The following is a 21,011-nucleotide window of genomic DNA, read 5'->3' on the forward strand; positions in this document are numbered from 1 at the left end:
ATACCTACGCGAACCAACCCTAAGCGTTTCTTGCCACTGCACCTTAGTGACGTCGCTCATCAGCGATGAAACAACCAGCAGCTAAGTCCTCCCAAAAATCGATCACAAGCCAGAAAAGGCGGTTTGGGAACGCACTTTTCCCCCTCCCGCCGACGGGCCTTGCGCGAATTTTTTGTGCAAACCTGGGTGGTGGTGAAAGAGGGGTGCCGGGGCAGCAGTGGCGCGGGCCTTGGCGGGTGATGGGTGTTTTCACGCTGTGAAAGGCTTTGCAAGGCTGTGTAAAACAGTACAGTCGAGAGTGTCCACATTGCGTCCACACCGCTGGAAAACATGTGCAGCATATTCAGCCATATAGCCCGGAAAACCCCATGCCATGGGCTTTTCCCCTGATGGCACGTGACGCTGACTGGGGCTCATAATCCTTTGGTCCACGGTTCGAGTCCGTGTGGGCCCACCACCTTCAAAGCCGCGCATTGCGCGGCTTTCGTGTTTTTGCACACCTCAAATGGAACCCCCCTCCTCACTCGCCACTACGCCTCCAGGCGCTGAGAAGCTGCGCAGCCATTGCCTACGAAAAATGTAGCCCAAGAGCTACAAAAAACGATCACCAGGCGCATCCTGTAGCCCATAAGACACAATAATTGATTCAGGCTGCTTGTATAGCTGTAGCCCACGAGCTACATTTTTCGGCATTACTTCGATTTTTGACGCCCAGGGGCTACAAATGACCTCTCTCTACGACGTTTCGGAAATGCTGAAACAGGCGCGTGGTGACGCGAAACTGAGCCAGGAAGCGCTTGCCAGTCGTGCCGGTGTTTCACGCACCACGGTAGCGCGCATGGAAACCCTGGCCAAAGGCGATATGAGCGTCTCGGTGCTGGTTCGCCTGCTGGAGGCGGCAGGCTACGACCTGAAGCTGGTCAAGGCCGGGCATCAACGCACGGTTGAAGACATTCTCGACGAGCAACGCTCAGGGAGTGCTTGAGCATGATCCTCGACGTCCACGTCAGCTCACGGCGGGTGGCCAAGCTCTATCGGGAGCGCGATGAATATGTGCTGAAGTACCTTCCGAGCACAGCACCGGAAGACTTCGTCAGCCTGACGATGCCGGTACGGGAAGAAGCATGGCGCTGGCCGCGCGACCTCTTCCCGTTCTTCCGGCAGAACCTGCCCGAGGGGTATCTGCTGGGCGTCATTCGCGAAGAGTTCGGCCCACTGCTCGATGGTACTGACCTGTCACTGCTGGCCGTGGTGGGCGGCACCGGTATCGGCCGAGTCTCGGTCACGCCAGAAGGTGTTGAACCCGGTGTTGATATGGCGCCGCTGGAGATAGAACACCTGCTCAAAGCGGAAAACACCAGCGAACGGTTCGCCGCACTGGTGCGGCAGTACGCTCGGGTCGCCGTATCGGGGGTCGTGCCAAAGTTCATTGCCAGCGACGCCGTCGCCTCTCGGGAGCCGCTGGGCAAACCGACCCTGCGCACCGGCTTTCACATCATCAAGGGCTCTGACGAAACCACCCCATTTCTGGGCTTCAACGAGTTCTACACCATGCGCGTACTGGAGCGACTGAATGTCGTGCCGGTCGCTGCCTGCCGCATGTCTGACGACGGCAAGGTCCTGGTAGTGGATCGCTTCGACGTGGACGAACACGGCATCCCCCGCTACGGCGTCGAGGATGCCTGCGGGCTGCTGGGTTTACCGCCCCATGAAAAGTACGCACCCACCACCGAACGGGTGTGGAATGCCACACGCGCCTATATTCCCGCTGACCGCCTGCAAGCACAGCGCGAGCACCTGGGCTGGCACCTGCTGACCAATTACGTGGTACGCAATGCCGACTGCCACGCGAAGAATATCGCGCTGTTCTACTCCTCCCGAGCGGACGTGGGCTTCACGCCGGTCTATGACCTGGTGACCACTCAGGCCTACCCGCGCTTCGCCGGCAACCCGCCTGGCCTGTCCGTGGGAGGCAGACAAACCTGGACACCGGGTCGGTCCTTGGAAACTTTCTTCAAGGCCGTACTGGGCATTGCCCCGAGCAAATACGCAGCCATGCTCGAGCAACTCTGCGAGTCCGCCGTAGAGGTCGGCAGCGAAGTGATCGAAGCTGCGAAGAACGAGCCCGCCTGGCGCGACGTAGCCAAACATATGGTGCATGCCTGGAACGAAGGCATGGAAACAGTCCGCAGCCCCAAAGCCGCCCCGCACTTTCGTGGCCTGGATAGCGCCATCGAAGACGCCGGTTTCTCCGGCCCGCGCAAACCTGAGCGCAGCAGAGAAGTGATTGGCCGCTCCGAATTGCTGGCGAAGAAGCGCTGACCAGCAAGCGACACGACAGCCCAACGAGCGTCAGGTGAGAAGACGGTGGGCCAGATAGCCCTTATTCGGCTCACCAAATGAGCCGAATAGGTGCGCTAATCGGCTCATGAACAAAAACTCCTGCCAAATGACCCGGCCTGGATCGGGCAGCTCGGCCGCGCTCAGCCCTGCGCAATGCCCCCAAACCTGGCGTAACCGCCTAGCGGCCATAGGACAATGGTCGCGATCCTCTTGAGCGATTGAAAGCAATTAGCCATTATCCAGATCAGTGCCAAGCATCTGGATTTCGGCACACCTGCTCGCCTCTCCCTCAAGCAGCTCGGCTCAAGGAAGAAAATGGATTACAGCCCGATAGTCGCCCAGGTCTGGGGCATGCTGACCTGGTTCATCCCGGCGGCCCTGCTGATCGGCCTGCTCAAGTCGCCTTGGGCCAAGGGTCATATTGGCGAACTCCTGGTGCGCCTGTTCGCCCACTGGCAACTGAACAAGCAAACCTACCGCCGCCTGCACAATGTCACCCTGAACACCCCAGACGGCACCACGCAGATCGACCACGTATTCCTCTCGCCCTACGGCATCTTCGTGCTGGAAACGAAGAACATGAGCGGCTGGATCTTCGGCAGCGAGAAGCAAGCGCAGTGGACGCAGAAGTTTCCCAAACGCAGCATCAAATTCCAGAACCCGCTGCGGCAGAACTACAAACACCTCAAAGCCCTGGAAGCCACCCTTGGCGTTGATCCCGCGCACCTGCACTCGGTGATCACTTTTGTCGGCGGCAGCACCTTCAAAACCGAAGTGCCGGCCAACGTGACCCAGGGCATTGGCTTTATTCGCTACATCAAGTCATTCCAGCAGGCGGTATTCAGCGAGGCTGAGGTCGACGCCATGCTGCACACCCTGCAAACCGGCCGCCGCGCACCAACCTTCGCTACGCACCGCGAGCATGTGCAAAACCTCAAGCGGCGTAGAGACCCAACAGCCGAGCGGCAATGTCCGAAATGCGACAGTGCTCTGCTGATTCGTACAGTGAAGTCAGGCCCGAAAGCGGGGCAGCAATTCTGGGGCTGCTCGGGCTTTCCGAAGTGCAGGACGATGCAAAGCTTATAGATGCAAGGGGCAGCAAAGAATCATGGCCTATCCCCGAATACTCAAATACTCAAATACTTATTAACCATTATCAACTGGAATAGCAACATGGATAAATTGGCGGCATATAAGAAACTTTTAGCATCAGCCAGCTGCACAGCTGACTATAGATTTAATGCTTACAGACGCCTCCTTAGACTTGAGCACGCATCTAATCTGGCGCTCATCTCAGCTTCAACCGCACTTATTGTAGTCTCGGTTATTGTCGCGCTTTACTCTAATGAACTCGGACAATACGAGAAGATCATTACAATTGGACAGAATTGCATGCCAGTAATAATGCTAGCAGTTTCCATCATGGTTTCAGGCGCCAAGTACGGCATTAGAGCAGAAAAGATGCATGAGTGCGCCCAGACACTAAATCATCTGAAGAAGCTATTTAACTTCAAGATCCAGAACGAAAATTTTGATCCTAAATTTGATGAATTCAATAAAGACTCTCTCAGATACGCGAGGACCATCTCAAAATACGACAATCATGCAGATGCAGATGTTTATGTGGAGAAGGTCCGTTCATGGTTTGAAGGGAAATGTATTTCCTGGCTAGCGGTTATTCCGATAGAAATTATTGAAAAAGGATGGATCTATTACTGTTACGCGACTGTTTCAATTTTATCACTAGCCTGGATTTTCTTAGGACTATACTCCGTAACTAAAGGTATTTAGCCTTGTTGAATCAGAGCTTTACAGGGAAAAGCTTTTTAAGGCTGACATCCCTAAGAGATATAATTAGATTCAAGCTCGGCCGAGAAAGAGCAGAATATTTAGAAAAACTAGAAATAGCTGCAAAAAAGGTAGCTGATGGAAACTGTGATTTTTCAGACATCTCCCCCTTTTCAATAAAAGGAAAGAAGATATTTAAACCCCATTTGCTGGAGAGTGTATATAGCTTAAGACGAGTTAACAAAATTTTAGGCAGGATATACAAAGTAAAGCAATCTGATAGAGATAGCATTACGAGACAGCTAAATGCGTTAATTACAGACACCAGCCCTTATGTAATCATCAAGGGCGACATAAGCAATTTCTACGAATCGATACCGAGAGAAGCTGTCCTCGAGAAAATAGAATCTAATCGTATACTCTCATACCAGAACCGGAATTTGATAAAACAAGTTTTTACTTGCAAGAGCATTTCCGCAGAAAACGGTCTTCCCAGAGGCATCAGCATTAGCTCCTCTCTTTCCGAGTTATATCTTAGAGATTTTGACAGATACGTCAGATCACTAGAGGGCGTTTATTACTATGCGCGCTATGTAGATGATTTTATAATATTCTCCCACACCACTGGAGAAGATATACTTTCCATGATAGCGCTCAAGCTTAAAAGCATAAGCCTTGAGCTTAACGACAAGAAAATCAAAAAAATCAAATCAACGAAAATGTTAGAAGGCTCGCAAACATTGAGCTTTCTAGGTTACGAACACTATATAGACTCAGACGGCTCTGGGAAAACAAGAATATCAAAAAACAGAATCCGAAAGATAAAAACTCGAATTGCGCTTGCCTTCTTAGACTACGCAAGAAATCATAACACCAACTTGCTCTGTCTTAGACTTAGGTTTGTCACTGGCAATTATCAAATTCGAGAAGACTCCAGCCTGGGTGCGAGAGGACTAATGGCCGGCTTCTACTACAACAATAAGGCATTAACTGATCTTGAGCAGGTATTTGAGTTAGACAGCTATCTTATGCGCCTATGCCGCTCTAAACGTGGAAGTATCTATAGATCAGTTGGTGACTTACACATGAGGCAAGCTTGTCGCGCCGCGCAAGGAATTAGCTTTGACAAAGGTTTCAATCAACGCAAGATTTACAAGATCGCGAAGAATGAATTCTCGCTGATAAAAGCATGCTGGAAGCGGGAAGAGACATATGAGAAAAAACAGTAGAAATGGCGAATTAAAAAAAGTATCAAGCTCTAACTATAATCGCGTATTACTAACAGAAGTACTTCCATACGAAATACCAATTCTTTTAACCAATGAAGGATTCTACGCTCGCTCTATCAGCCTTGCCAACAAAGGCCTATTGGGGGCAATTTTAGGCCCACACAAGGAAACACACCCATTCCAATATAAAATAGTAAAGACTGCAAATAGTTACCGCACCCTTCATCTAATACACCCGTCCAGCCAGAGAGATTTTGTAAGCTTTTATAAAACATACCATAGTCTAATGTGCGGCCTTACATCACGCAGCGAATATAGCTTGCGGGCACCCGCTGAAGTCGCTGCGAAGTATTATGAATCAGATAACTCGCTGCGTGACAACTCACTAAAAGACGAAGGGACCGAGGCGAACGTAGACGACGGACTAGCCGTTCAGTTCAAGTACGCCAGCTCATTTTTTCTGTATAAAAAATATGCATTCCTCTACAAGTTCTATGACTCCTATGAATTTCACAGAATAGAGAAGAAATTTAAAAGACTCTTGAAATTTGACATTTCAAAGTGCTTTGACAATATATCCACTAAGCGCCTAGCCGAAACAGTCAAGAACGAGCTATATCACAAAGAGCACTTCTCAAAAAATAATTTTGAAAACAAATTCTCTCTCCTAATGGAACAGGCTAATTTTGGTCGAAATGACGGATTAGTAATAGGCCCCGAGTTCAGCAGGATATTTGCAGAGATAGTACTGCAGGGTATAGATAACAAGGTACTTCAAAAAACCCTGGGAATAAGAGGATCTTTTGAGGTTAGGCGATATGTAGATGACTATTTTCTATTTTACAATGATGAAAGAGTTGGCAAACATGTTTTAGAAGAATTCCAATCATCGCTAGAGGAAGTCAAACTCTATCTAAATGAATCGAAAATTTCTAGGCATAAGGCCCCTTTCTTAACCGGCATCACAATGGCAAAGAAAGACATACAAGATATTTTCTCTGCCTTATTTGATACTTTTGACGAGTCTAAAAAAAGCGTTACACCTGACGGTGAAACGCCTGAAACCACGGATAGCTATGCAGATCAACCTGAAGAAAAAATAACATTTATTAAGTTCTTTAAAGGCCCAAGCATTGTAGCCAATCGACTCATCAGAGACATCAAGGCTGTAGTAAGAAGCAACGAAATTGAATTTGAAAATATAACAGGCTACTTCTTCACCGTAATCAAGAACAAGATTCACGAGGTATATGGCTACAGCGGGGGCCTAGATGATGTCCAGCAAGATAATGTTTTAAAATTTCTACTAGTCATTATCGACGTCGCCTTCTTTGTATACTCCATGGATGTAAGAGTCAGAAGCACTTTTCTAATCAGCCAGATTTCTATCTTGTGCTGTAGAATAGCAAAACTAATGAAACCTATTTATGGCGAGGAAATTTTAAGAAAAATCCAAGATGAAATCATCTTTATAATAAAAAACCGAAGCTCAGATAAGATAGCATCTGGAGTAGAGGTAGTTAACCTCCTCATCGCGCTTCGAGAAATATCAGACAATCACGATTTAATTTCCGAAGAGGATATATCAAAATTTATCTTTAACGAAGAAACTAAAAACATCAAAGACTTGAACTATTTTCAAGTCATATCAGTTCTTTTTTACATTAAAAATAACCCCACATATGATCAGCTAAAAAGCAAAATCAAGGTACTTGCATTACAGAAAATATCTACACAACGGGCTTCGGTGTACTCAGAGTCGGCTCACGCCTTGCTAGATCTTGTTCGCTGCCCGTATGTGGATAGGGCTTTTAAAAACCGATTAGTTGCACGCGCCTTTGAGCTTGAGTTTGGTAGAAAACCAACATCTTCCGAGGTGAAAAATGAATATAAAAATATGTGTACGGCTGACTGGTTCGTTGACTGGAGTGAGAATGGTATTAAAATTGAAAGACTTCTTCAGAAAAAGGAATTGAAAACGCCTTACGAGTAATGCAGAATTCAAGTGCAGGTGCGTTTACAGCCAAGGTGCAAAATACCCATGCGGGAATTTATTCCCCCATGATGATTCCAGCTTTAGCTGGACACACACCAACAACCCTGGCTCAGTGCCTGCCTCTTCTCCTCAATAACGAAGGGGAAGCGGATGAAATGGGGACAGATTTATGTGCCTCTGTGGCGGCACATAGCTTTGGGTGCATCACTCCCCGTCGCCCTAGCTCTTACCCTTAATCCCCACCATCACCAGCCAACTCATCCTCAAAACGCTGCACAAAGCTGCTCAAGCTAATGCCCAGCACCTGACAGATATCCCGCAGCTGTATCAGATCCAGCCGACGCAGCCCGCGTTCTACGTCGCTGACAAATGACTGTGGGCGATCAAGCGCTTTGGCGAAATCGTCCTGGGTCAGCCCTGCCTCGACCCGACACTGTTTGAGCAATTTCAAGAAAACCAGGTTTTCGTCTCGATAAACCGACTTTTCCACAGGAGGCGCATCCGTCCGTTGACAGGACAGTCACGGTATATCTACTCTCCAGATATCTGATTTTCAGATATAGAAAACCAAGCAGCCGGGAGGCCTTATGGAAGATGCCTTTATCCCCATCGTACTGATGCGGCACAACCGCCCGTTGCGCGGGGTGATGATCGACCGCCAGCCGTGGGTCTGTGCCCGGGATTTTGCGCGGTTGCTGGGCCATCGCCACCCGGAGCGCATCTGTCGGTTGATGGATGCCGACCAGGTGCAGACGGTGCATTTCCAGCTGGCCAGCGGGCAGTTGGAGACGGTGGAGGTGCTCAGTGAGTCGGGCCTTTACAGGGCGTTGTGGCGCTTCTCGCACCCGGAGAACCGTCATCTGCGTCGCTGGCTCAGCCATGTGGCCTTGCCGGCGCTGCGCGACAGTGCGGCGCGGGCCGATCATGAGCCATCCCGCTGCCTGATGACCTGGGACAACCAGCAGGTCAATCTGCTGGAGTGGCAGGGTGAGCTGTGGATCGCTCTGGGCGAGTTGCCGCGCTTCCATCGGCAGCCCCTCTCAGCAGCGCGCGAGCCTCAATCGTGGTTGGCTCGCTGGTGGCGTGGGCGTTTTCGAGCCGGGGCGGCGCGCGGAGCGCCGGGCAAGTGGTGACAGCGCAGCGCCTGATCGCCGCCATCAGGATGGGCGCATGCTGCGATGCGTTTCGGACCCCTGCCATGTAAACGACACACTTTTCCTTGAACCTTTGCCCTTATTGGCCAGTCGGCTTTAGAACCGTCGCGCTACGCGGCGCCAGCAAAGGATGCGTGTTATGCGAGACCGCACCAGCAGGATCGCCGTTTCACCGCCGCACCTCGAACAGCTCTGGCAGCGTTATCAGCGGGTGCGCGCTGCCAGCGAGCGGCTTTGCGAGCCGCTGGAGGCTGAAGATTATGTGATCCAGAGCATGGCGGATGTCAGCCCGCCGAAGTGGCATCTGGCGCATGTCACCTGGTTCTTCGAGGCCTTCGTGCTGCAGCCCTTTCTGCCGGGTTATCGCCCGCTGGATGCGCGCTACGACCATCTGTTCAATTCCTATTACAAGACCCACGGCACGCCCTTCGAGCGGGCGCGGCGGGGGTTGTTGTCGCGGCCGACGGTGAGCGAGGTGTATGCCTATCGCAGCCATGTCGACCTGGCCATGCAGCAACTGCTCAGCCAACCGCACAGCGACCTGGCCGATGAGGTGTTGCAGCGCATCGAGCTGGGGCTGGAGCACGAGCAGCAGCACCAGGAACTGCTGCTGATGGATATCAAGCACATCCTGGCGCAGAACCCGATGCGCCCGGTTTACCGCCACAACCTCAAGCCGGGCGGCGCCACTGCAGGCGAGTTGCGCTGGGTCGAGTTTCCCGCCGGGCTGCGGCATGTCGGCCATGCCGGCGATGGCTTTGCCTTCGACTGCGAGCGACCGCAACACCGGGTGTTCGTCGAGGCCTTTCAGCTGGCCAGTCGGCCCGTGAGCAATGGCGAGTACCTGGAGTTCATCCGCGATGGCGGTTATCGCAGCACGGCTCTGTGGCTGGCGGACGGTTGGGACCATATCCAGCGCGCTGGCTGGCAGTCGCCGCTGTATTGGCTGCGCGAGGGCGATGATTGGCTGGAGCTGACCCTGGGCGGCCCGCGCGAGCTGGATCTGGATGCGCCGGTCTGCCACCTGAGCTACTTCGAGGCCGAGGCCTTCGCCACCTGGGCGCAGGCGCGCTTGCCACGCGAAGAGGAATGGGAAGTGGCCGCGCAGGACGAACCGCTGTGGGGCAATTTCGTCGAGAACGATCACCTGCAGCCGGTGGCTGCAGGTGCCGGCGATGGCTTGCAGCAGCTCTATGGCGATGTCTGGGAATGGACGGCCAGCTCCTATCGGCCCTACCCCGGCTTTCGGCCGCTGGGCGGCAGCCTGGGTGAGTACAACGGCAAGTTCATGTCCGGGCAGATGGTGCTGCGCGGCGGCAGTTGCGCCACGCCTGAAGACCACGTGCGCCCCACCTATCGCAATTTCTTCTACCCCACGATGCGCTGGCAATTCTCCGGCCTGCGCCTGGCCAGGGAGCTCTGAGCATGGCATTGGCAATCCGTACCCATGAACGATCCATCAGCCCGGAACTGGAGTCGTTGCGCGAAGAGGCGCTGCGCGGCTTCGCGGCCAGCCCGAAGGCGATGTCGCCGAAGTTCTTCTACGATCATCGCGGCTCGCAGCTGTTCGAGCTGATCTGCCTGCAGCCGGAGTACTACCCGACGCGTACCGAGGAAACCATTCTGCGCCTGGCGGCGAGCGATATCGCCGAGCTGGCCGGGCGCAACGCCAGCCTGGTGGAGCTGGGCAGCGGCGCCAGCCGCAAGATCCGCCTGCTGCTCGAAGCCCTGCGCCCGGCGCGTTATCTGGGCATCGATATCTCCCGCGAGTTTCTGCATAGCAGCACCCGCCGCCTGGCCGCCGACTATCGCTGGCTCGACGTGCACGCGCTGTGCGCCGACTTCAGCCAGCCGCTGAAGCTGCCCGCAGAGGCGCTGGGGCAACGCCCACTGGCGTTCTTTCCCGGCTCCAGCATCGGCAATTTCGACCCGGACGAGGCGCGTGCCTTTCTGCGCAACCTGCATCAGGCACTCCCGGCAGGCAGTGGCTTGCTGATCGGCGTGGATCTGGTCAAGGACCGCCAGGTGCTGGAGCGCGCCTACAACGATGCGGCCGGGGTCACTGCGCTGTTCAACCTCAACCTGCTCGAACGCATCCGCAACGAGCTGCACAGCGACATCGACCCGCGCCGCTTTCAGCACCGGGCCTTCTACAACGAAGCCGAGTCACGCATCGAGATGCATCTGGTCAGCCGGCAGACGCAGCGGGTGCGCATCGAAGACCGCGTGTTCGACTTCGCCGCTGGCGAAACCCTGCACACGGAGAACTCCTACAAGTACACGCCGAGCGGTTTTCGTGATCTGGCGGGCGCATGTGGCTTCGCCTCGGTCGCCATGTGGCGCGACCCGGCGCAGTTGTTCAGCGTGCATTTTTTGCGGCGGGAATGAGGGGGCTTCGCCAGGGGCGAGATAAGCAAATTGCTGCGTGATCTTCTGCCCTCTCCCCCGGCCCCCACCCTGTGCCCCAGCCCTTCGCAGAGCTCAGGTCGCAACAGCGGGCGAAGCGGTGCTTCGCTGTTTCCGCTGTAGCCCCATGAATGGGAGAGGGGAGCAAAGCGCTTTCGACATTAGTAGGCGAGCGCGCTCGGGACAGGCCTCAGTAGCGTAGGGTGGGTTAGCGGCGCCGAATGCCGAGTATTCCAGACGCAGATGAAGGTGGTGCGCCGCGTAACCCACCAGACGATGGACCGCGTTGCGCCGATGGTGGGTTACGCCGCAGCCGACACTGCGAGTCGATCGGCAATGTCACAGGCGGCTAACCCACCCTAGGAGAGCAGCGCTCGGCGCCGCTTGCCCAAACACATCAGCCAATAGGGCCTCAGCGTTTGGCGATGATGTACACCGCGTGGACGATGCCGGGGATGTAGCCGAGCAGGGTGAGCAGGATGTTCAGCCAGAACGCGCCGCCGAAACCGACCTGGAGAAACACGCCCAGCGGCGGCAGCAGGATGGCGATGAGGATACGGATAAGGTCCATGTGGTACTCCTTTACATTCCATAAGGGGTACCTGAACAGACTGCGGCTGACGCCTTGCAGTTCACTCGGGGCGACCAAGCCAGCGGTAATACTGAGAACCTGCCACTGGCGCCGCCAGGGATATGACTCTAGTCTGGCGCCAATATGAAGGCGCCCAGCATGTCTGAACAGTCACCACACGAACGCATCATCGTCGCCGACGATCATCCGGTTTTCCGCGATGGCCTGTGTCGTATCGCCCAGCGCGTCTTCCCCCAGGCATGCATTCTCGAAGCCGGAGACATGGATGAAGTGCTGAGCCTGGGGCACGCTGGCACGGCACCAAGCCTGTTCATGCTCGACCTGCTGTTCCCCGGCCAGTCGCCGCAGGCCATCAGCGCGCTGCGCCAGACGTTTGCGCGCAGCTCGATCGTGATCGTGTCGATGGTCGACAACCGCGAGTTGATCGATGAAGTGATGACGGCAGGCGCGGACGGTTTCATCGGCAAGGCGACGCCGCCGGATGAGATCGCCGCTGCCTTGCTGGCCGTGCGCGCCGGGGAGTTCGTCCTGACCCTGGGCCCATCCGGCGTGCCGGCCTTCGCCGAGGACCGCCATCTGCTGGAGCAACTGACACCACGTCAGCAGGAGGTCTTGCGGCTGGTGGTGCGCGGCCTGTCTAACAAGGAAATCGCCCGCGAGCTGGCGATATCGCCCTTTACCGTACGCATTCACGTTTCGTCGCTACTGCGCACGCTGGACGTCAGCACCCGCGCCGCAGCCGCCGCCAAGGGAGCCAAGGCCGGGCTGGTGTGATCATCACGCAGTTTTGAGCTGGAGTTTCAACGCCACCAACAGCGAACGCAGCTCGGCGGGCTGCACCGGTTTCGACAGGATCGGAATATCGCTGTCGCCCACCTGTTCCTGCACACGACGCACGTCGTGCCCGGTCATGATGATCGCCGGCACCCTGCGCCCACTGCTGCGCCGCACGTGCCGGATGCAGTCGGCCCCCGACGCTTCGGTGCCGAGGTCGAAGTCGGTCACCACCAGATCGAAATGCGCAGAGGCATCGGGCAGCGTGCTGAAGGTGGCGACTTCGCAGCCCCATTTCTGCAGCAAGGTGGCGGTGGCCATAAGCACGTTCTGGTCATCCTCGATCAGGCACACGCGCAAGCCATCGAGCATGCGCGGTGCCTGCAGGCCAACGCCCTTGGCGGTGGACATCTCGCGCGGCGCCTCGACGTGCTGCAGGCCGTCGATCACCACCCGTGTGCCGCGTGCCTCCACGGAGCGAATGCTCACATGCATGTCCATCAACGCTCCCAGACGCCTGACGATGGCCAGGCCGAGGCCCATTCCCTCGACATCGCTGTCTCGCTCCTGACGCACGCGGTAGAACTCCTCGAAGATGTTGTCGAGATGGCCGGCGGCGATGCCGCGCCCTTTGTCGTAGACCTCGATGGCAACGCCTGCCCGCCGGCGACGACAGGCGATCAGCACTGGTTTTCCTGGCGCATATTTCAGGGCATTGGACAGCAGGTTCTGCAGCATGGTGGTGAGCAACACCGGGTCGGCGCACACATGCAGCGACGGGCAGCGCAGGCGCATCTCGACTCCGGCCCAGCGCGCCGCCTCGGCATTCTGCTGGATGAGTTGCTGCAGCAGGCCACGCAGCTCCAGCGACTCCAACTGCGGCACCACCTTGCCGCTGTCGAGCGAGTACATATCGAGAATCGTGCGAAACAGACGTGCGACGCTGTGCAGTGATTTGTCGATGTTCTCTACCAGGCGCCGCTGCTCGGTGCCCAGGCTGCTGTCGCGCAGGCAGGCGGTGAACAGGCTGATGGAATGAATGGGTTGTCTCAAGTCGTGGCTGGCCTGGGCGAGAAACTGCGACTTGGCCCGATTGGCAGCCTGCTCGGCCTCGGCCGCCTGGCGCGAGCGCTTGAGCAGCACGTGCATGTAGGCCGGCGCCATCAAGGTGGTGAGCAGCAGCGTGACGATCAGGTAGGGCTGCGATTGCCAGTACGCCGACAGGCTGGCGGCCACACTCAGCGACAGCAGCGCCAGCAGGGTGGCCAGCAGCAGGTAGCCGGAACCGTAGCGCAAGCCATAACCGATGGTGACCCAGATCAGGATCGCGTAGACCGGCAGCATGGCCGCGCCACCACATGCCAGGACCACCGTGATGCCGGCATAGTCGGTGAGCATGGTGATCAGACGGCGCCCGCGATAGCTGCCCGGACGACGTCGGATATCGAACCAGATCAGTGTGGCAGCGACGCTGAAGACACCCTCGAGGAGAAAGACCTTCCATACCAGCGCCGGATCGATCAGCGCGAGATGGTAGAGGATCACGATGTAGCAGGCGGCGACCGACATGAAGATCATCCGCACCCCGGCCTGGGCGCGTTCGGTGTCGTAAGCGGCGGAGACATTCCGGTACATGACATTTCCCTGCTGATGACAGCGCATGTGGTCGTATCGGCACCTTAGGCCGGAGCCTGCAGCCAGCGCAAGGAGCTGCCTGGCAGGCACAACGACACTAGTACACCCGTACTATTTCGCGCGTCCCCACCCGTTCCTAGAATCCGGGCAACGCCTCGGCACAGGGTCGGGGCCCGGTCATAGAAGGGAATGTCTGATGAACACCAAAGGAACCCTGGGTGTCCTGATGAGCGTCGCCGTGCTGGCCTCGCTGAGCGGCTGCCTGGCGCAGAACACGCAAACCCAGGGGCTGCAGAACACCCAGTTGGCCAACGATCCATGCGCGCCGAACGCGACCAGCAACCTGATCGCTACCGGGCGCAGCCTGCTGGAGATGGCCAACACCGTGTTGGAGACTCAGCAGAGCTTCAATGGCAACTCGGCGACCTATGCAAAACGCATGGAAGTTGCGGAGAACGCGCAGAAGGTCAACCAGGGCCATAACGTGCTGAATGACGTGGAGAACCTCGCGGGCATGGGCCAGCAGCCCTGCGTGCCCGCTGCATCTAACAGCGCAGCACGCTAGCCGGCACTCAAAGTCGCACGTCGAATTTGTCCAATAGCAGCTCGGTCGGTATGTCGGCGCTGACCAGCTGGTTGCGTCCGCGCTGCTTACCGCTGTAAAGGCGACGATCAGCGGCGCGGTAGAGCTCGGCGGCGCTGCGGCCGTCCACGGGCCAGGTGGCCAGGCCGAAGGTGGCGGACAGCGCGATCTGCTCACCGTCGTACTCAAGCGGCTGTTCGGCGATCTGCTTGCGCAGTTTGTCCACCAGCGGGTCGGCGCCAGTGCTGTCGGTATAACGTAGTAGCAGGCCGAACTCCTCCCCACCCAGGCGACCGAGAAAGTCGGTCACGCGCAGGCGCTGCTGCAGGATCTGGCAGATGTGCTGCAGCGCCATGTCGCCCGCCTCGTGCCCCCACTGATCGTTGACCTGCTTGAAGTGATCGACGTCGAGCAGCACCAGTACCAGATGGCCGTTGCTGCGCTCGGCCTCCTGAATGCTGCGTTGCAGGGCGTGCTGAAAGCTGCCGCGGCTGGCCACGCCGGTCAGTGAATCGGTCTGCGCCAGGCGCTGCAACTCCTCGTAGGCCTGCATGCGCAAGCCATCGTAGATGTGCACGAACACCAGGATCAGCACGCCGCACAAGGCGGCGTTGCCCAGGTCGATCAGGCCGTGTGTATCCAGGGTCAGGTGGTTGTCGGCGAAGTACAGCAAAAGCCCGGCGAACATGAAGGGGGCGGTGAGCAGGAAGGCGCGCTGCTTGCCCAGCAGCAGGTAAGCCAGCAGCGGGATCATGTACAGCCAGACGAACGCCGCCGCTGAGGCGTCCGGCATGACGATGATGTAGAGGATGAAGCAGAAGGTCGGGATCAGGTACAGGTAGATCCACAGGTACAGATGACGGGCACGCTCGATGCGCCAGGCGCCGAACAGCAACAGCGCAGTGCACAGCACTTCGACGATGGCGAAGGGATAGTTGCCGGCCAGGGCCTGCAGCACGGCAAAGCCGCCCAGGGTCAGGCCGGTGGCGAGCAGGATAGTGCGCATCAGCTTGCGCTTGCCCGACTCGCGCAGCCCTTCGCAGTGCCCTGCGCCTACATCCCTGTGATCGTTATAGTTGCCGTCACTCATCTTGGTGCCCAGCGCTGCCGCCCTCAGCGGTGCGCAGCCCCCCGCTGCGCACCATCAGGCAACTATAGACGGCCTTGCCTGTTTTACACCGCGTAACCCAGCACGCGCGGCAGCCACAGGGCGATTTCCGGGAAGATCGCCACCAGCAGCAGGGCGCTGGACATCACCACGACGAATAGCGCGGCCCAGCCGACGGTCTGTTCCAGGCGTATCTTGGCGACCTCCGCCGTGACCATCAGGTTGATCGCCACTGGTGGGGTGAACTGACCGATGGCGATGTTCATCGCCAACAGGATGCCGAACCACACCGGGTTCCAGCCGAAGTGCTGCATCACCGGAATCAGGATCGGCATCAGGATCAGGTAGATGGAGATGGCATCGAGCAGCATGCCGGCCAGCAGCACGGCAAGCATCACCAGCGCCAGCAGCACCCAGCCGTTATCCGACAGCGAGATCAGCCATTCGGCCAGATGACGGAAGGTGCCGAGCATGGTGCCGGCCCAGGCGAAGATGCCGGCCAGGGCGATGATCAGCATCACCACACCGGAGATCACCCCAGCCTCGCCACACAGGCGCCAGAGGCTGCGCCAGTCCAGCTCGCGGGTGACGAACAGGCCGACCAGCACGCCGTAGGTCACGCCGACCACGGCCGCTTCAGTGGGCGTGAACAGCCCGCTGCGCAGGCCGCCGAGGATCAGTATCGGGGCGAACAGCGCCGGCAGCGCCTGCTTGAAGCTCTCGCCCAGCGGCGGACGCTCACCCTGCTCCGGGGACTCCCAGCCGTAACGGCGCGACAGCAGCCAGGCCGGCAGCAACAGCACCAGGCCGGCCAGGATGCCGGGGAACAGGCCGGCGGCGAACAGAGCGCGCAGGTCCACGCCCGGCACCACGATGGAGTAAAGGATCAGCGCAATCGACGGCGGAATCAGGATCGCCGTCGAGGCCGACGCGGCGATCAGCGTGGCGGAGAACGGTCTCGGATAACCCGCCTTGGTCATGCTCGGCAGCATCACCATGGCCACGGCGGCGGCATCGGCCGGACCGGAGCCGCTTATGCCGCCCATGATCAGGCACACCAGCACCGCGACCATGGCCAGGCCACCGTGACGCGGGCCGATCAACGCCTGGGCGAAGCGCACCAGCCGCAGCGCCACACCGGCTTTCTCGAACACCAGGCCGGTGAGGATGAACAACGGAATGGCGATCAGCGGGTACTTGGCCACGCCGTTGTAGGTGTTGGTGCCGAGGGTGGCGAGCATGTCCGGCGACAGGCCGGCAATGATGCCGATGGCGCCGGACAGGCCAAGAGCGAAGGCCACCGGCACACCGAGTGCCAGCAGCACGGCGAAACTGAGGATCAGCCAGAGATCAGGGCTCATCACTGATCCTCCCGCGCAGACGATCGACGGTCATCTGGGTCAGGCGCACGAACACCAGCAGTGCCAGGATCGGCAGCCAGATCACGTACCACCAGTTGGGCAGGCCGAGGCCGGGCGACTCGGAATCCCACTGGAATTCCTCCCAGGCGAACTGGCCACCGAACCAGCACACCAGAGCCAGCACCAGCACGCCGGCCAGCCACTGCAACAGGATCAGCGGCGTGCGCAGACGCGGGAACATGCGCTCCAGCAGGCCGATACGAATGTGCCGGTTGCTGCGCATGGCCACCGAGGCACCGGCGAAGGTGAGGATGACCAGCAGGAACACCGAGATTTCCTCGGTGAAGGCAAAGGATGCATCGGTGAAATAACGCACCACGACGTTGGCCAGGCTGATCAGACTGATGATCACCAGGGCCAGGGTGGCGAGCACGCGCTCCAGCGGCGCGTCGACTTGCTTGCTCATAAGAACCTCGAACGACCGGAGCAATACGCTCATGCGGTGGCGCCCCCTGCCCTCTCCCCCGGCCCCTCTCCCGCAAGCGGGAGAGGGGAGCAGAGCTGGCTGATGGGCAACCACCACTACGCCCCGTAGTGTGGGCTTCCGGTCAGATGAAACGAATCAGGGCTGGGCCACGGCCTTGCGCGCGGCGTCCATCAGCGCATCGCCGATGCGCGGTGCCCATTTCTCATGCACGCTGGACGTGGCTTCGACGAAGGCCGCGCGCTCGGCGTCGCTCAGTTCGATCACTTCCACGCCGCGCTCACGCACGTCGAGCAGGCGCTGCGCCTGGGCGCCGCGCGACAGTTCGATCTCCCACTTGCCGGCGTCGATAGCGGCCTGGCTGAGCAGCTCGCGATCCTCCTCGGGCAGGGATTTCCATACGCGCTGGTTGACGGCGAACACCAGCGGGTCGGCCATGTAGTCCCACAGGGTCAGGTACTTCTGGCCAACCTGGTCGACACGCGCCACGTCGAATACCGACAGCGGGTTTTCCTGGCCGTCCACCGCGCCGGTGGTCAGTGCCGGCTTGGCATCGGCCCAGCTCATTTGCGTCGGGTTGGCGCCGAGGGCGGTGAAGGTGTCCTGGAACAGTGGCGAGCCAACCACGCGGATCTTCAGGCCGGCCATGTCGGCGGGGCTGCGCACCGGCTTGGCCGAGTTGGACAGCTGGCGGAAGCCGTTCTCACCCCAGGCCAGCGGTACGATGCCGCGTTGCTCGATGGCGGCGAAAGCCAGCTTGCCGGCTTCGCCCTGGGTGATGGCGTCGAGGTCGGCATCGTTCTTCATCAAAAACGGCAGGGAGAACAGGTTGAGTTCCGGCACCTGCGGCGACCAGTTGATCGTCGAGCCCACGGCCATGTCGATCAGGCCCGAGCGCATGGCGGAAAACTCCTTGGTCTGGTCGCCGGCGACCAGCTGCGCATTGGGGTACACGCGCAGGGTGATGCGCCCCTCGGAGCGCTCGTTGACCAGATCGGCCCACTTCTGCGCGGCCTGGCCCCAGGGGAAGGCGTCGGAAAGTACAGTGGAAACGGAGTATTCACGCGCCTGCGCGGTGGCGCACAGGGCGGTCAGCGCAGCGCCGGCGGCGAGCGCGCAGAAGAGTCGCTTGAGTTTCATCGGGGCGTCCTTGTATGGATCTTGGTCATTGTCGTTGTGGCACCGGCAAAGCGGTGCGGATCCAGCGGCGGGCGGATGGCTCGCCTGGCGCACCTGGTCGGCACGCAAATAGGGACACGGCAGGTGTCACGGCTGCCGGGCAGGCCTTGTGGGCGATCGGCAGGTGCCGGCGGGTTACGCGCGGCCGCCCAACTATTCCAGAAGCGCGCAGCGAATGCCATTGTCCGATGACTGTTGACGTTGCCCGGCCTGATCGGCGCTGCCCATAATCACCGGCATCTCACTTCCGGACACTCGCCCATGGCCATTTCCCGCGACGACCTCGACCAGCACGGCCTGATCATCGGCGTGTCGCCCGAGCGCTTTCGCGCGGTGGCCATGCCACTGCTGTTCGATCACCTCGATGCGCAGTGCGAAGGCACCATCGCGGTCAACCGCCAGGCGCGCATCGTCTGGATCAACGACAAGTACGCGCAGAAGGTCGGCATCGCCGATGCGCGCACGGCGCTGGGCAAGGAGATCGAGGAAGTGCTGCCGGCCAGCCGCCTGCGCGAGGTGGTGGAAAGCGGCCAGCCGAGCATGCTCGACCTGATGGCCTTCGGCAGCGAGCACTTCGTGGTTACCCGCATTCCGCTGCGCGACGAGGACGGCACCCTGGTCGGCGCGCTCGGCTTCGTGCTGTTCGACCGCGCCCGTCATCTCAAGCCGCTGATGGCCAAGTACGCCAACCTGCAGACACAACTGCTCGCCACCCAGCATGAGCTGGCCAAGGCACGACGGGCGCGCTACACCATCGCGGGTTTCATCGGCGCCAGCAGCGCGGCCAGCGAGGTAAAGCGCCAGGCCCGCCGCGCCGCGCAACTGGACGCGACGGTGCTGATCCGCGGCGAAACCGGTACCGGCAAGGAGCTGTTGGCGCAGGGCATCCATAACCTGTCGCCGCGCGCCAACGGCCCCTTCGTCGCCGTGAACGTCGCGGCGATTCCGGAAACCCTGGTCGAGGCCGAACTGTTCGGCACGGCACCCGGCGCCTTTACCGGCGCCGACCGCAAGGCGCGCATCGGCAAGTTCGAAGTGGCCAACGGCGGCACCCTGTTCCTCGACGAGATCGGCGATCTTCCGCTGCCCCTGCAGGCCAAGCTGTTGCGCGTGTTGCAGGAGCAGGAGGTGGAGCCGCTCGGTTCCAATCAGGTCAAGCCGCTGAACGTGCGGGTAATCGCCGCCACCCATATCGACCTGGAGGCCAAGGTGGCCGCCGGGCAGTTCCGTGACGATCTCTACTACCGCCTCAACGTACTGGCCCTACGCGTGCCGCCGTTGCGTGAGCGCGCGAGCGACATTCCCGCGCTGATCGAGCATCTGCTCGATGACCTGGCCAACCGCTCCGGCCTGGCGCCCATGGAGCTGACGGAAGATGCCCTCGCCCTGCTCTGCGCGCAGCCCTGGCGCGGCAACGTGCGTGAGTTGCGCAACCTGCTGGAGCGGGCGCAACTGGCGGTCGATGGGCGGCTGGATGGCGAAGCCTTGCGCGGTTTGCTGGTCGATCCGGTAACGCCGAGTGCACCGACGCCCGTTGCGCCGGTAATCACTGGTGCAGCGCAGTCGTTGGCCGAACAACTGGCGCAAGCCGAGCGCCAGGCGCTATTGGCGGCCTTGGCAGCAACGGATGGCAACCGCCAATTGGCAGCCGAACGCCTGGGGATTTCCCGTGCCGGTTTCTACGCCAAGCTGGCACAGCACGGGCTGGGGCGGCGGGGCTGAACGCCTCACCCTGTAGGAGCCGGCTTGCCGACGATCCCTCAGTGTTCGCCTCCCGACCTGATCGCGAGCAAGCTCGCTCCTACAAAAAAGCGTGGCGGGCCGCAATTACGTAGCCCGGATGAAATCCGGGGATCAGGCGCCCACAGAAGCCCCGGATTGCATCCGGGCTACCCGCGCGCCCCTTGCGTAGGAGCCGGCTTGCCGGCGATCCCTCGATCTTCGTCTCCCGATCTGATCGCGAGCAAGCTCGCTCCTACAAAAAGCGTGGCCGGCCGCAATTACGTAGCCCGGATGAAATCCGGGAGCAGGCACCCATAAAGCTCCCGGATTGCATCCGGGCTACCCGCGCGCCCCTTGCGTAGGAGCCGGCTTGCCGGCGATCCCTCAGTGTCCGCCTGCCGATCTGATCGCGGGCAAGCTCGCTCCTACAAAAAGCGTGGCCGGCCGCAATTGCGTAGCCCGGATGAAATCCGGGGATCAGGCGCCCACAGAAGCCCCGGATTGCATCCGGGCTACCCGTGCGCCCCTTGCGTAGGAGCCGGCTTGCCGGCGATCCCTCAGTGTCCGCCTGCCGATCTGATCGCGAGCAAGCTCGCTCCTACAAAAAGCGTGGCCGGCCGTAATTACGTAGCCCGGATGAAATCCGGGATCAGGCGC

General features: G+C 58.9%; 19 protein-coding genes. 12 read left to right on the plus strand and 7 right to left on the minus strand.

The genetic code is table 11. From position 1 onward, the window contains the following. The first annotated feature begins 724 nt into the window (after positions 1-724). The 6 genes from GV002_RS19665 (at position 725) to drt3b (ending at position 7,353) form a co-directional block, all read left to right on the plus strand. The gene (locus tag GV002_RS19665; protein WP_074917247.1) at positions 725-985 is read left to right on the plus strand and encodes a helix-turn-helix transcriptional regulator; all 261 of its coding nucleotides are present in this window, start codon (positions 725-727) and stop codon (positions 983-985) included. Between the two features lie 2 nt (positions 986-987). After that, positions 988-2,322, plus strand: a complete 1,335-nt coding sequence (locus GV002_RS19670) for a type II toxin-antitoxin system HipA family toxin (protein WP_160019945.1) — start codon at positions 988-990, stop codon at positions 2,320-2,322. 336 nt (positions 2,323-2,658) lie between these two features. Beyond that, positions 2,659-3,429, plus strand: coding sequence for a nuclease-related domain-containing protein (locus tag GV002_RS19675; protein WP_160019946.1), 771 nt, complete (start codon positions 2,659-2,661; stop codon positions 3,427-3,429). A gap of 87 nt (positions 3,430-3,516) precedes the next feature. Further along, the gene (locus tag GV002_RS19680) at positions 3,517-4,134 is read left to right on the plus strand and encodes an SLATT domain-containing protein (protein ID WP_160019947.1); all 618 of its coding nucleotides are present in this window, start codon (positions 3,517-3,519) and stop codon (positions 4,132-4,134) included. A 2-nt stretch (positions 4,135-4,136) separates the two neighbouring features. Further along, complete coding sequence (drt3a, locus tag GV002_RS19685; protein ID WP_160019948.1) at positions 4,137-5,360, plus strand: antiviral reverse transcriptase Drt3a; 1,224 nt, start codon at positions 4,137-4,139, stop codon at positions 5,358-5,360. Beyond that, on the plus strand, positions 5,344-7,353 hold the full coding sequence (gene drt3b, locus GV002_RS19690; RefSeq protein WP_160019949.1) for an antiviral reverse transcriptase Drt3b: 2,010 nt from the start codon (positions 5,344-5,346) through the stop codon (positions 7,351-7,353). The genes drt3a and drt3b overlap by 17 nt, the downstream gene beginning before the upstream one ends. Positions 7,354-7,588: 235 nt before the next feature. Here the strand turns inward: drt3b and GV002_RS19695 are convergent, their stop codons facing one another. Next, complete coding sequence (locus GV002_RS19695) at positions 7,589-7,846, minus strand: helix-turn-helix domain-containing protein (RefSeq protein WP_160019950.1); 258 nt, start codon at positions 7,844-7,846, stop codon at positions 7,589-7,591. 97 nt (positions 7,847-7,943) lie between these two features. Between GV002_RS19695 and GV002_RS19700 the strand changes: the two genes are divergently transcribed. The 3 genes from GV002_RS19700 (at position 7,944) to egtD (ending at position 10,898) form a co-directional block, all read left to right on the plus strand. Then, complete coding sequence (locus GV002_RS19700; RefSeq protein WP_160019951.1) at positions 7,944-8,489, plus strand: Bro-N domain-containing protein; 546 nt, start codon at positions 7,944-7,946, stop codon at positions 8,487-8,489. Between the two features lie 160 nt (positions 8,490-8,649). Then, entirely contained in the window at positions 8,650-9,933 is a 1,284-nt protein-coding gene (gene egtB, locus GV002_RS19705; RefSeq protein WP_160019952.1) for an ergothioneine biosynthesis protein EgtB, read from the plus strand. Between the two features lie 2 nt (positions 9,934-9,935). After that, positions 9,936-10,898, plus strand: coding sequence for an L-histidine N(alpha)-methyltransferase (egtD, locus tag GV002_RS19710; protein ID WP_160019953.1), 963 nt, complete (start codon positions 9,936-9,938; stop codon positions 10,896-10,898). A gap of 430 nt (positions 10,899-11,328) precedes the next feature. On the opposite strand, the gene GV002_RS19715 is transcribed toward egtD, so the two are convergent. Beyond that, positions 11,329-11,487, minus strand: a complete 159-nt coding sequence (locus GV002_RS19715) for a YqaE/Pmp3 family membrane protein (protein ID WP_003084988.1) — start codon at positions 11,485-11,487, stop codon at positions 11,329-11,331. 159 nt (positions 11,488-11,646) lie between these two features. Between GV002_RS19715 and GV002_RS19720 the strand changes: the two genes are divergently transcribed. Beyond that, complete coding sequence (locus GV002_RS19720) at positions 11,647-12,282, plus strand: response regulator transcription factor (protein WP_160019954.1); 636 nt, start codon at positions 11,647-11,649, stop codon at positions 12,280-12,282. 3 nt (positions 12,283-12,285) lie between these two features. Here GV002_RS19720 and GV002_RS19725 read toward each other — a convergent pair whose 3' ends face one another. Then, positions 12,286-13,917, minus strand: a complete 1,632-nt coding sequence (locus GV002_RS19725) for a hybrid sensor histidine kinase/response regulator (RefSeq protein ID WP_160019955.1) — start codon at positions 13,915-13,917, stop codon at positions 12,286-12,288. A 196-nt stretch (positions 13,918-14,113) separates the two neighbouring features. On the opposite strand from GV002_RS19725, the gene GV002_RS19730 reads away from it, so the two are divergent. Then, positions 14,114-14,482, plus strand: coding sequence for a hypothetical protein (locus GV002_RS19730; protein WP_160019956.1), 369 nt, complete (start codon positions 14,114-14,116; stop codon positions 14,480-14,482). A gap of 7 nt (positions 14,483-14,489) precedes the next feature. On the opposite strand, the gene GV002_RS19735 is transcribed toward GV002_RS19730, so the two are convergent. The 4 genes from GV002_RS19735 to GV002_RS19750 all read right to left on the minus strand — a co-directional run bounded on the left by GV002_RS19735 (position 14,490) and on the right by GV002_RS19750 (position 18,593). Then, positions 14,490-15,590, minus strand: a complete 1,101-nt coding sequence (locus tag GV002_RS19735) for a GGDEF domain-containing protein (RefSeq protein WP_160019957.1) — start codon at positions 15,588-15,590, stop codon at positions 14,490-14,492. 83 nt (positions 15,591-15,673) lie between these two features. After that, entirely contained in the window at positions 15,674-16,969 is a 1,296-nt protein-coding gene (locus GV002_RS19740) for a TRAP transporter large permease (protein ID WP_160019958.1), read from the minus strand. Next, on the minus strand, positions 16,959-17,435 hold the full coding sequence (locus GV002_RS19745) for a TRAP transporter small permease (protein ID WP_160019959.1): 477 nt from the start codon (positions 17,433-17,435) through the stop codon (positions 16,959-16,961). Before GV002_RS19745 ends, GV002_RS19740 begins: the two co-directional genes overlap by 11 nt. 156 nt (positions 17,436-17,591) lie before the next feature. After that, positions 17,592-18,593 carry a DctP family TRAP transporter solute-binding subunit gene (locus GV002_RS19750; RefSeq protein WP_160019960.1) on the minus strand — a complete coding sequence of 334 codons (1,002 nt, stop codon included), beginning with the start codon at positions 18,591-18,593 and terminating at the stop codon, positions 17,592-17,594. 300 nt (positions 18,594-18,893) lie between these two features. Here GV002_RS19750 and GV002_RS19755 point away from each other — a divergent pair, with 300 nt between their 5' ends. Next, positions 18,894-20,354 (plus strand): sigma-54 interaction domain-containing protein, encoded by a 1,461-nt coding sequence (locus tag GV002_RS19755; RefSeq protein ID WP_160019961.1) that lies wholly within the window; start codon positions 18,894-18,896, stop codon positions 20,352-20,354. Positions 20,355-21,011 lie beyond the last annotated feature (657 nt).

Source organism: Pseudomonas sp. 8O, assembly GCF_902506495.1.
Classification (GTDB): domain Bacteria; phylum Pseudomonadota; class Gammaproteobacteria; order Pseudomonadales; family Pseudomonadaceae; genus Aquipseudomonas; species Aquipseudomonas chaetocerotis.

Coding starts and splice junctions, on each gene's coding strand:
- GV002_RS19665 (WP_074917247.1), top strand. CDS start 725: ATGACCTCTCTCTACGACGTTTCGGAAATGCTGAAACAGGCGCGTGGT.
- GV002_RS19670 (WP_160019945.1), top strand. CDS start 988: ATGATCCTCGACGTCCACGTCAGCTCACGGCGGGTGGCCAAGCTCTAT.
- GV002_RS19675 (WP_160019946.1), top strand. CDS start 2,659: ATGGATTACAGCCCGATAGTCGCCCAGGTCTGGGGCATGCTGACCTGG.
- GV002_RS19680 (WP_160019947.1), top strand. CDS start 3,517: ATGGATAAATTGGCGGCATATAAGAAACTTTTAGCATCAGCCAGCTGC.
- drt3b (WP_160019949.1), top strand. CDS start 5,344: ATGAGAAAAAACAGTAGAAATGGCGAATTAAAAAAAGTATCAAGCTCT.
- GV002_RS19700 (WP_160019951.1), top strand. CDS start 7,944: ATGGAAGATGCCTTTATCCCCATCGTACTGATGCGGCACAACCGCCCG.
- egtB (WP_160019952.1), top strand. CDS start 8,650: ATGCGAGACCGCACCAGCAGGATCGCCGTTTCACCGCCGCACCTCGAA.
- egtD (WP_160019953.1), top strand. CDS start 9,936: ATGGCATTGGCAATCCGTACCCATGAACGATCCATCAGCCCGGAACTG.
- GV002_RS19715 (WP_003084988.1), bottom strand. CDS start 11,487: ATGGACCTTATCCGTATCCTCATCGCCATCCTGCTGCCGCCGCTGGGC.
- GV002_RS19720 (WP_160019954.1), top strand. CDS start 11,647: ATGTCTGAACAGTCACCACACGAACGCATCATCGTCGCCGACGATCAT.
- GV002_RS19725 (WP_160019955.1), bottom strand. CDS start 13,917: ATGTACCGGAATGTCTCCGCCGCTTACGACACCGAACGCGCCCAGGCC.
- GV002_RS19730 (WP_160019956.1), top strand. CDS start 14,114: ATGAACACCAAAGGAACCCTGGGTGTCCTGATGAGCGTCGCCGTGCTG.
- GV002_RS19735 (WP_160019957.1), bottom strand. CDS start 15,590: ATGAGTGACGGCAACTATAACGATCACAGGGATGTAGGCGCAGGGCAC.
- GV002_RS19740 (WP_160019958.1), bottom strand. CDS start 16,969: ATGAGCCCTGATCTCTGGCTGATCCTCAGTTTCGCCGTGCTGCTGGCA.
- GV002_RS19745 (WP_160019959.1), bottom strand. CDS start 17,435: ATGAGCAAGCAAGTCGACGCGCCGCTGGAGCGCGTGCTCGCCACCCTG.
- GV002_RS19750 (WP_160019960.1), bottom strand. CDS start 18,593: ATGAAACTCAAGCGACTCTTCTGCGCGCTCGCCGCCGGCGCTGCGCTG.
- GV002_RS19755 (WP_160019961.1), top strand. CDS start 18,894: ATGGCCATTTCCCGCGACGACCTCGACCAGCACGGCCTGATCATCGGC.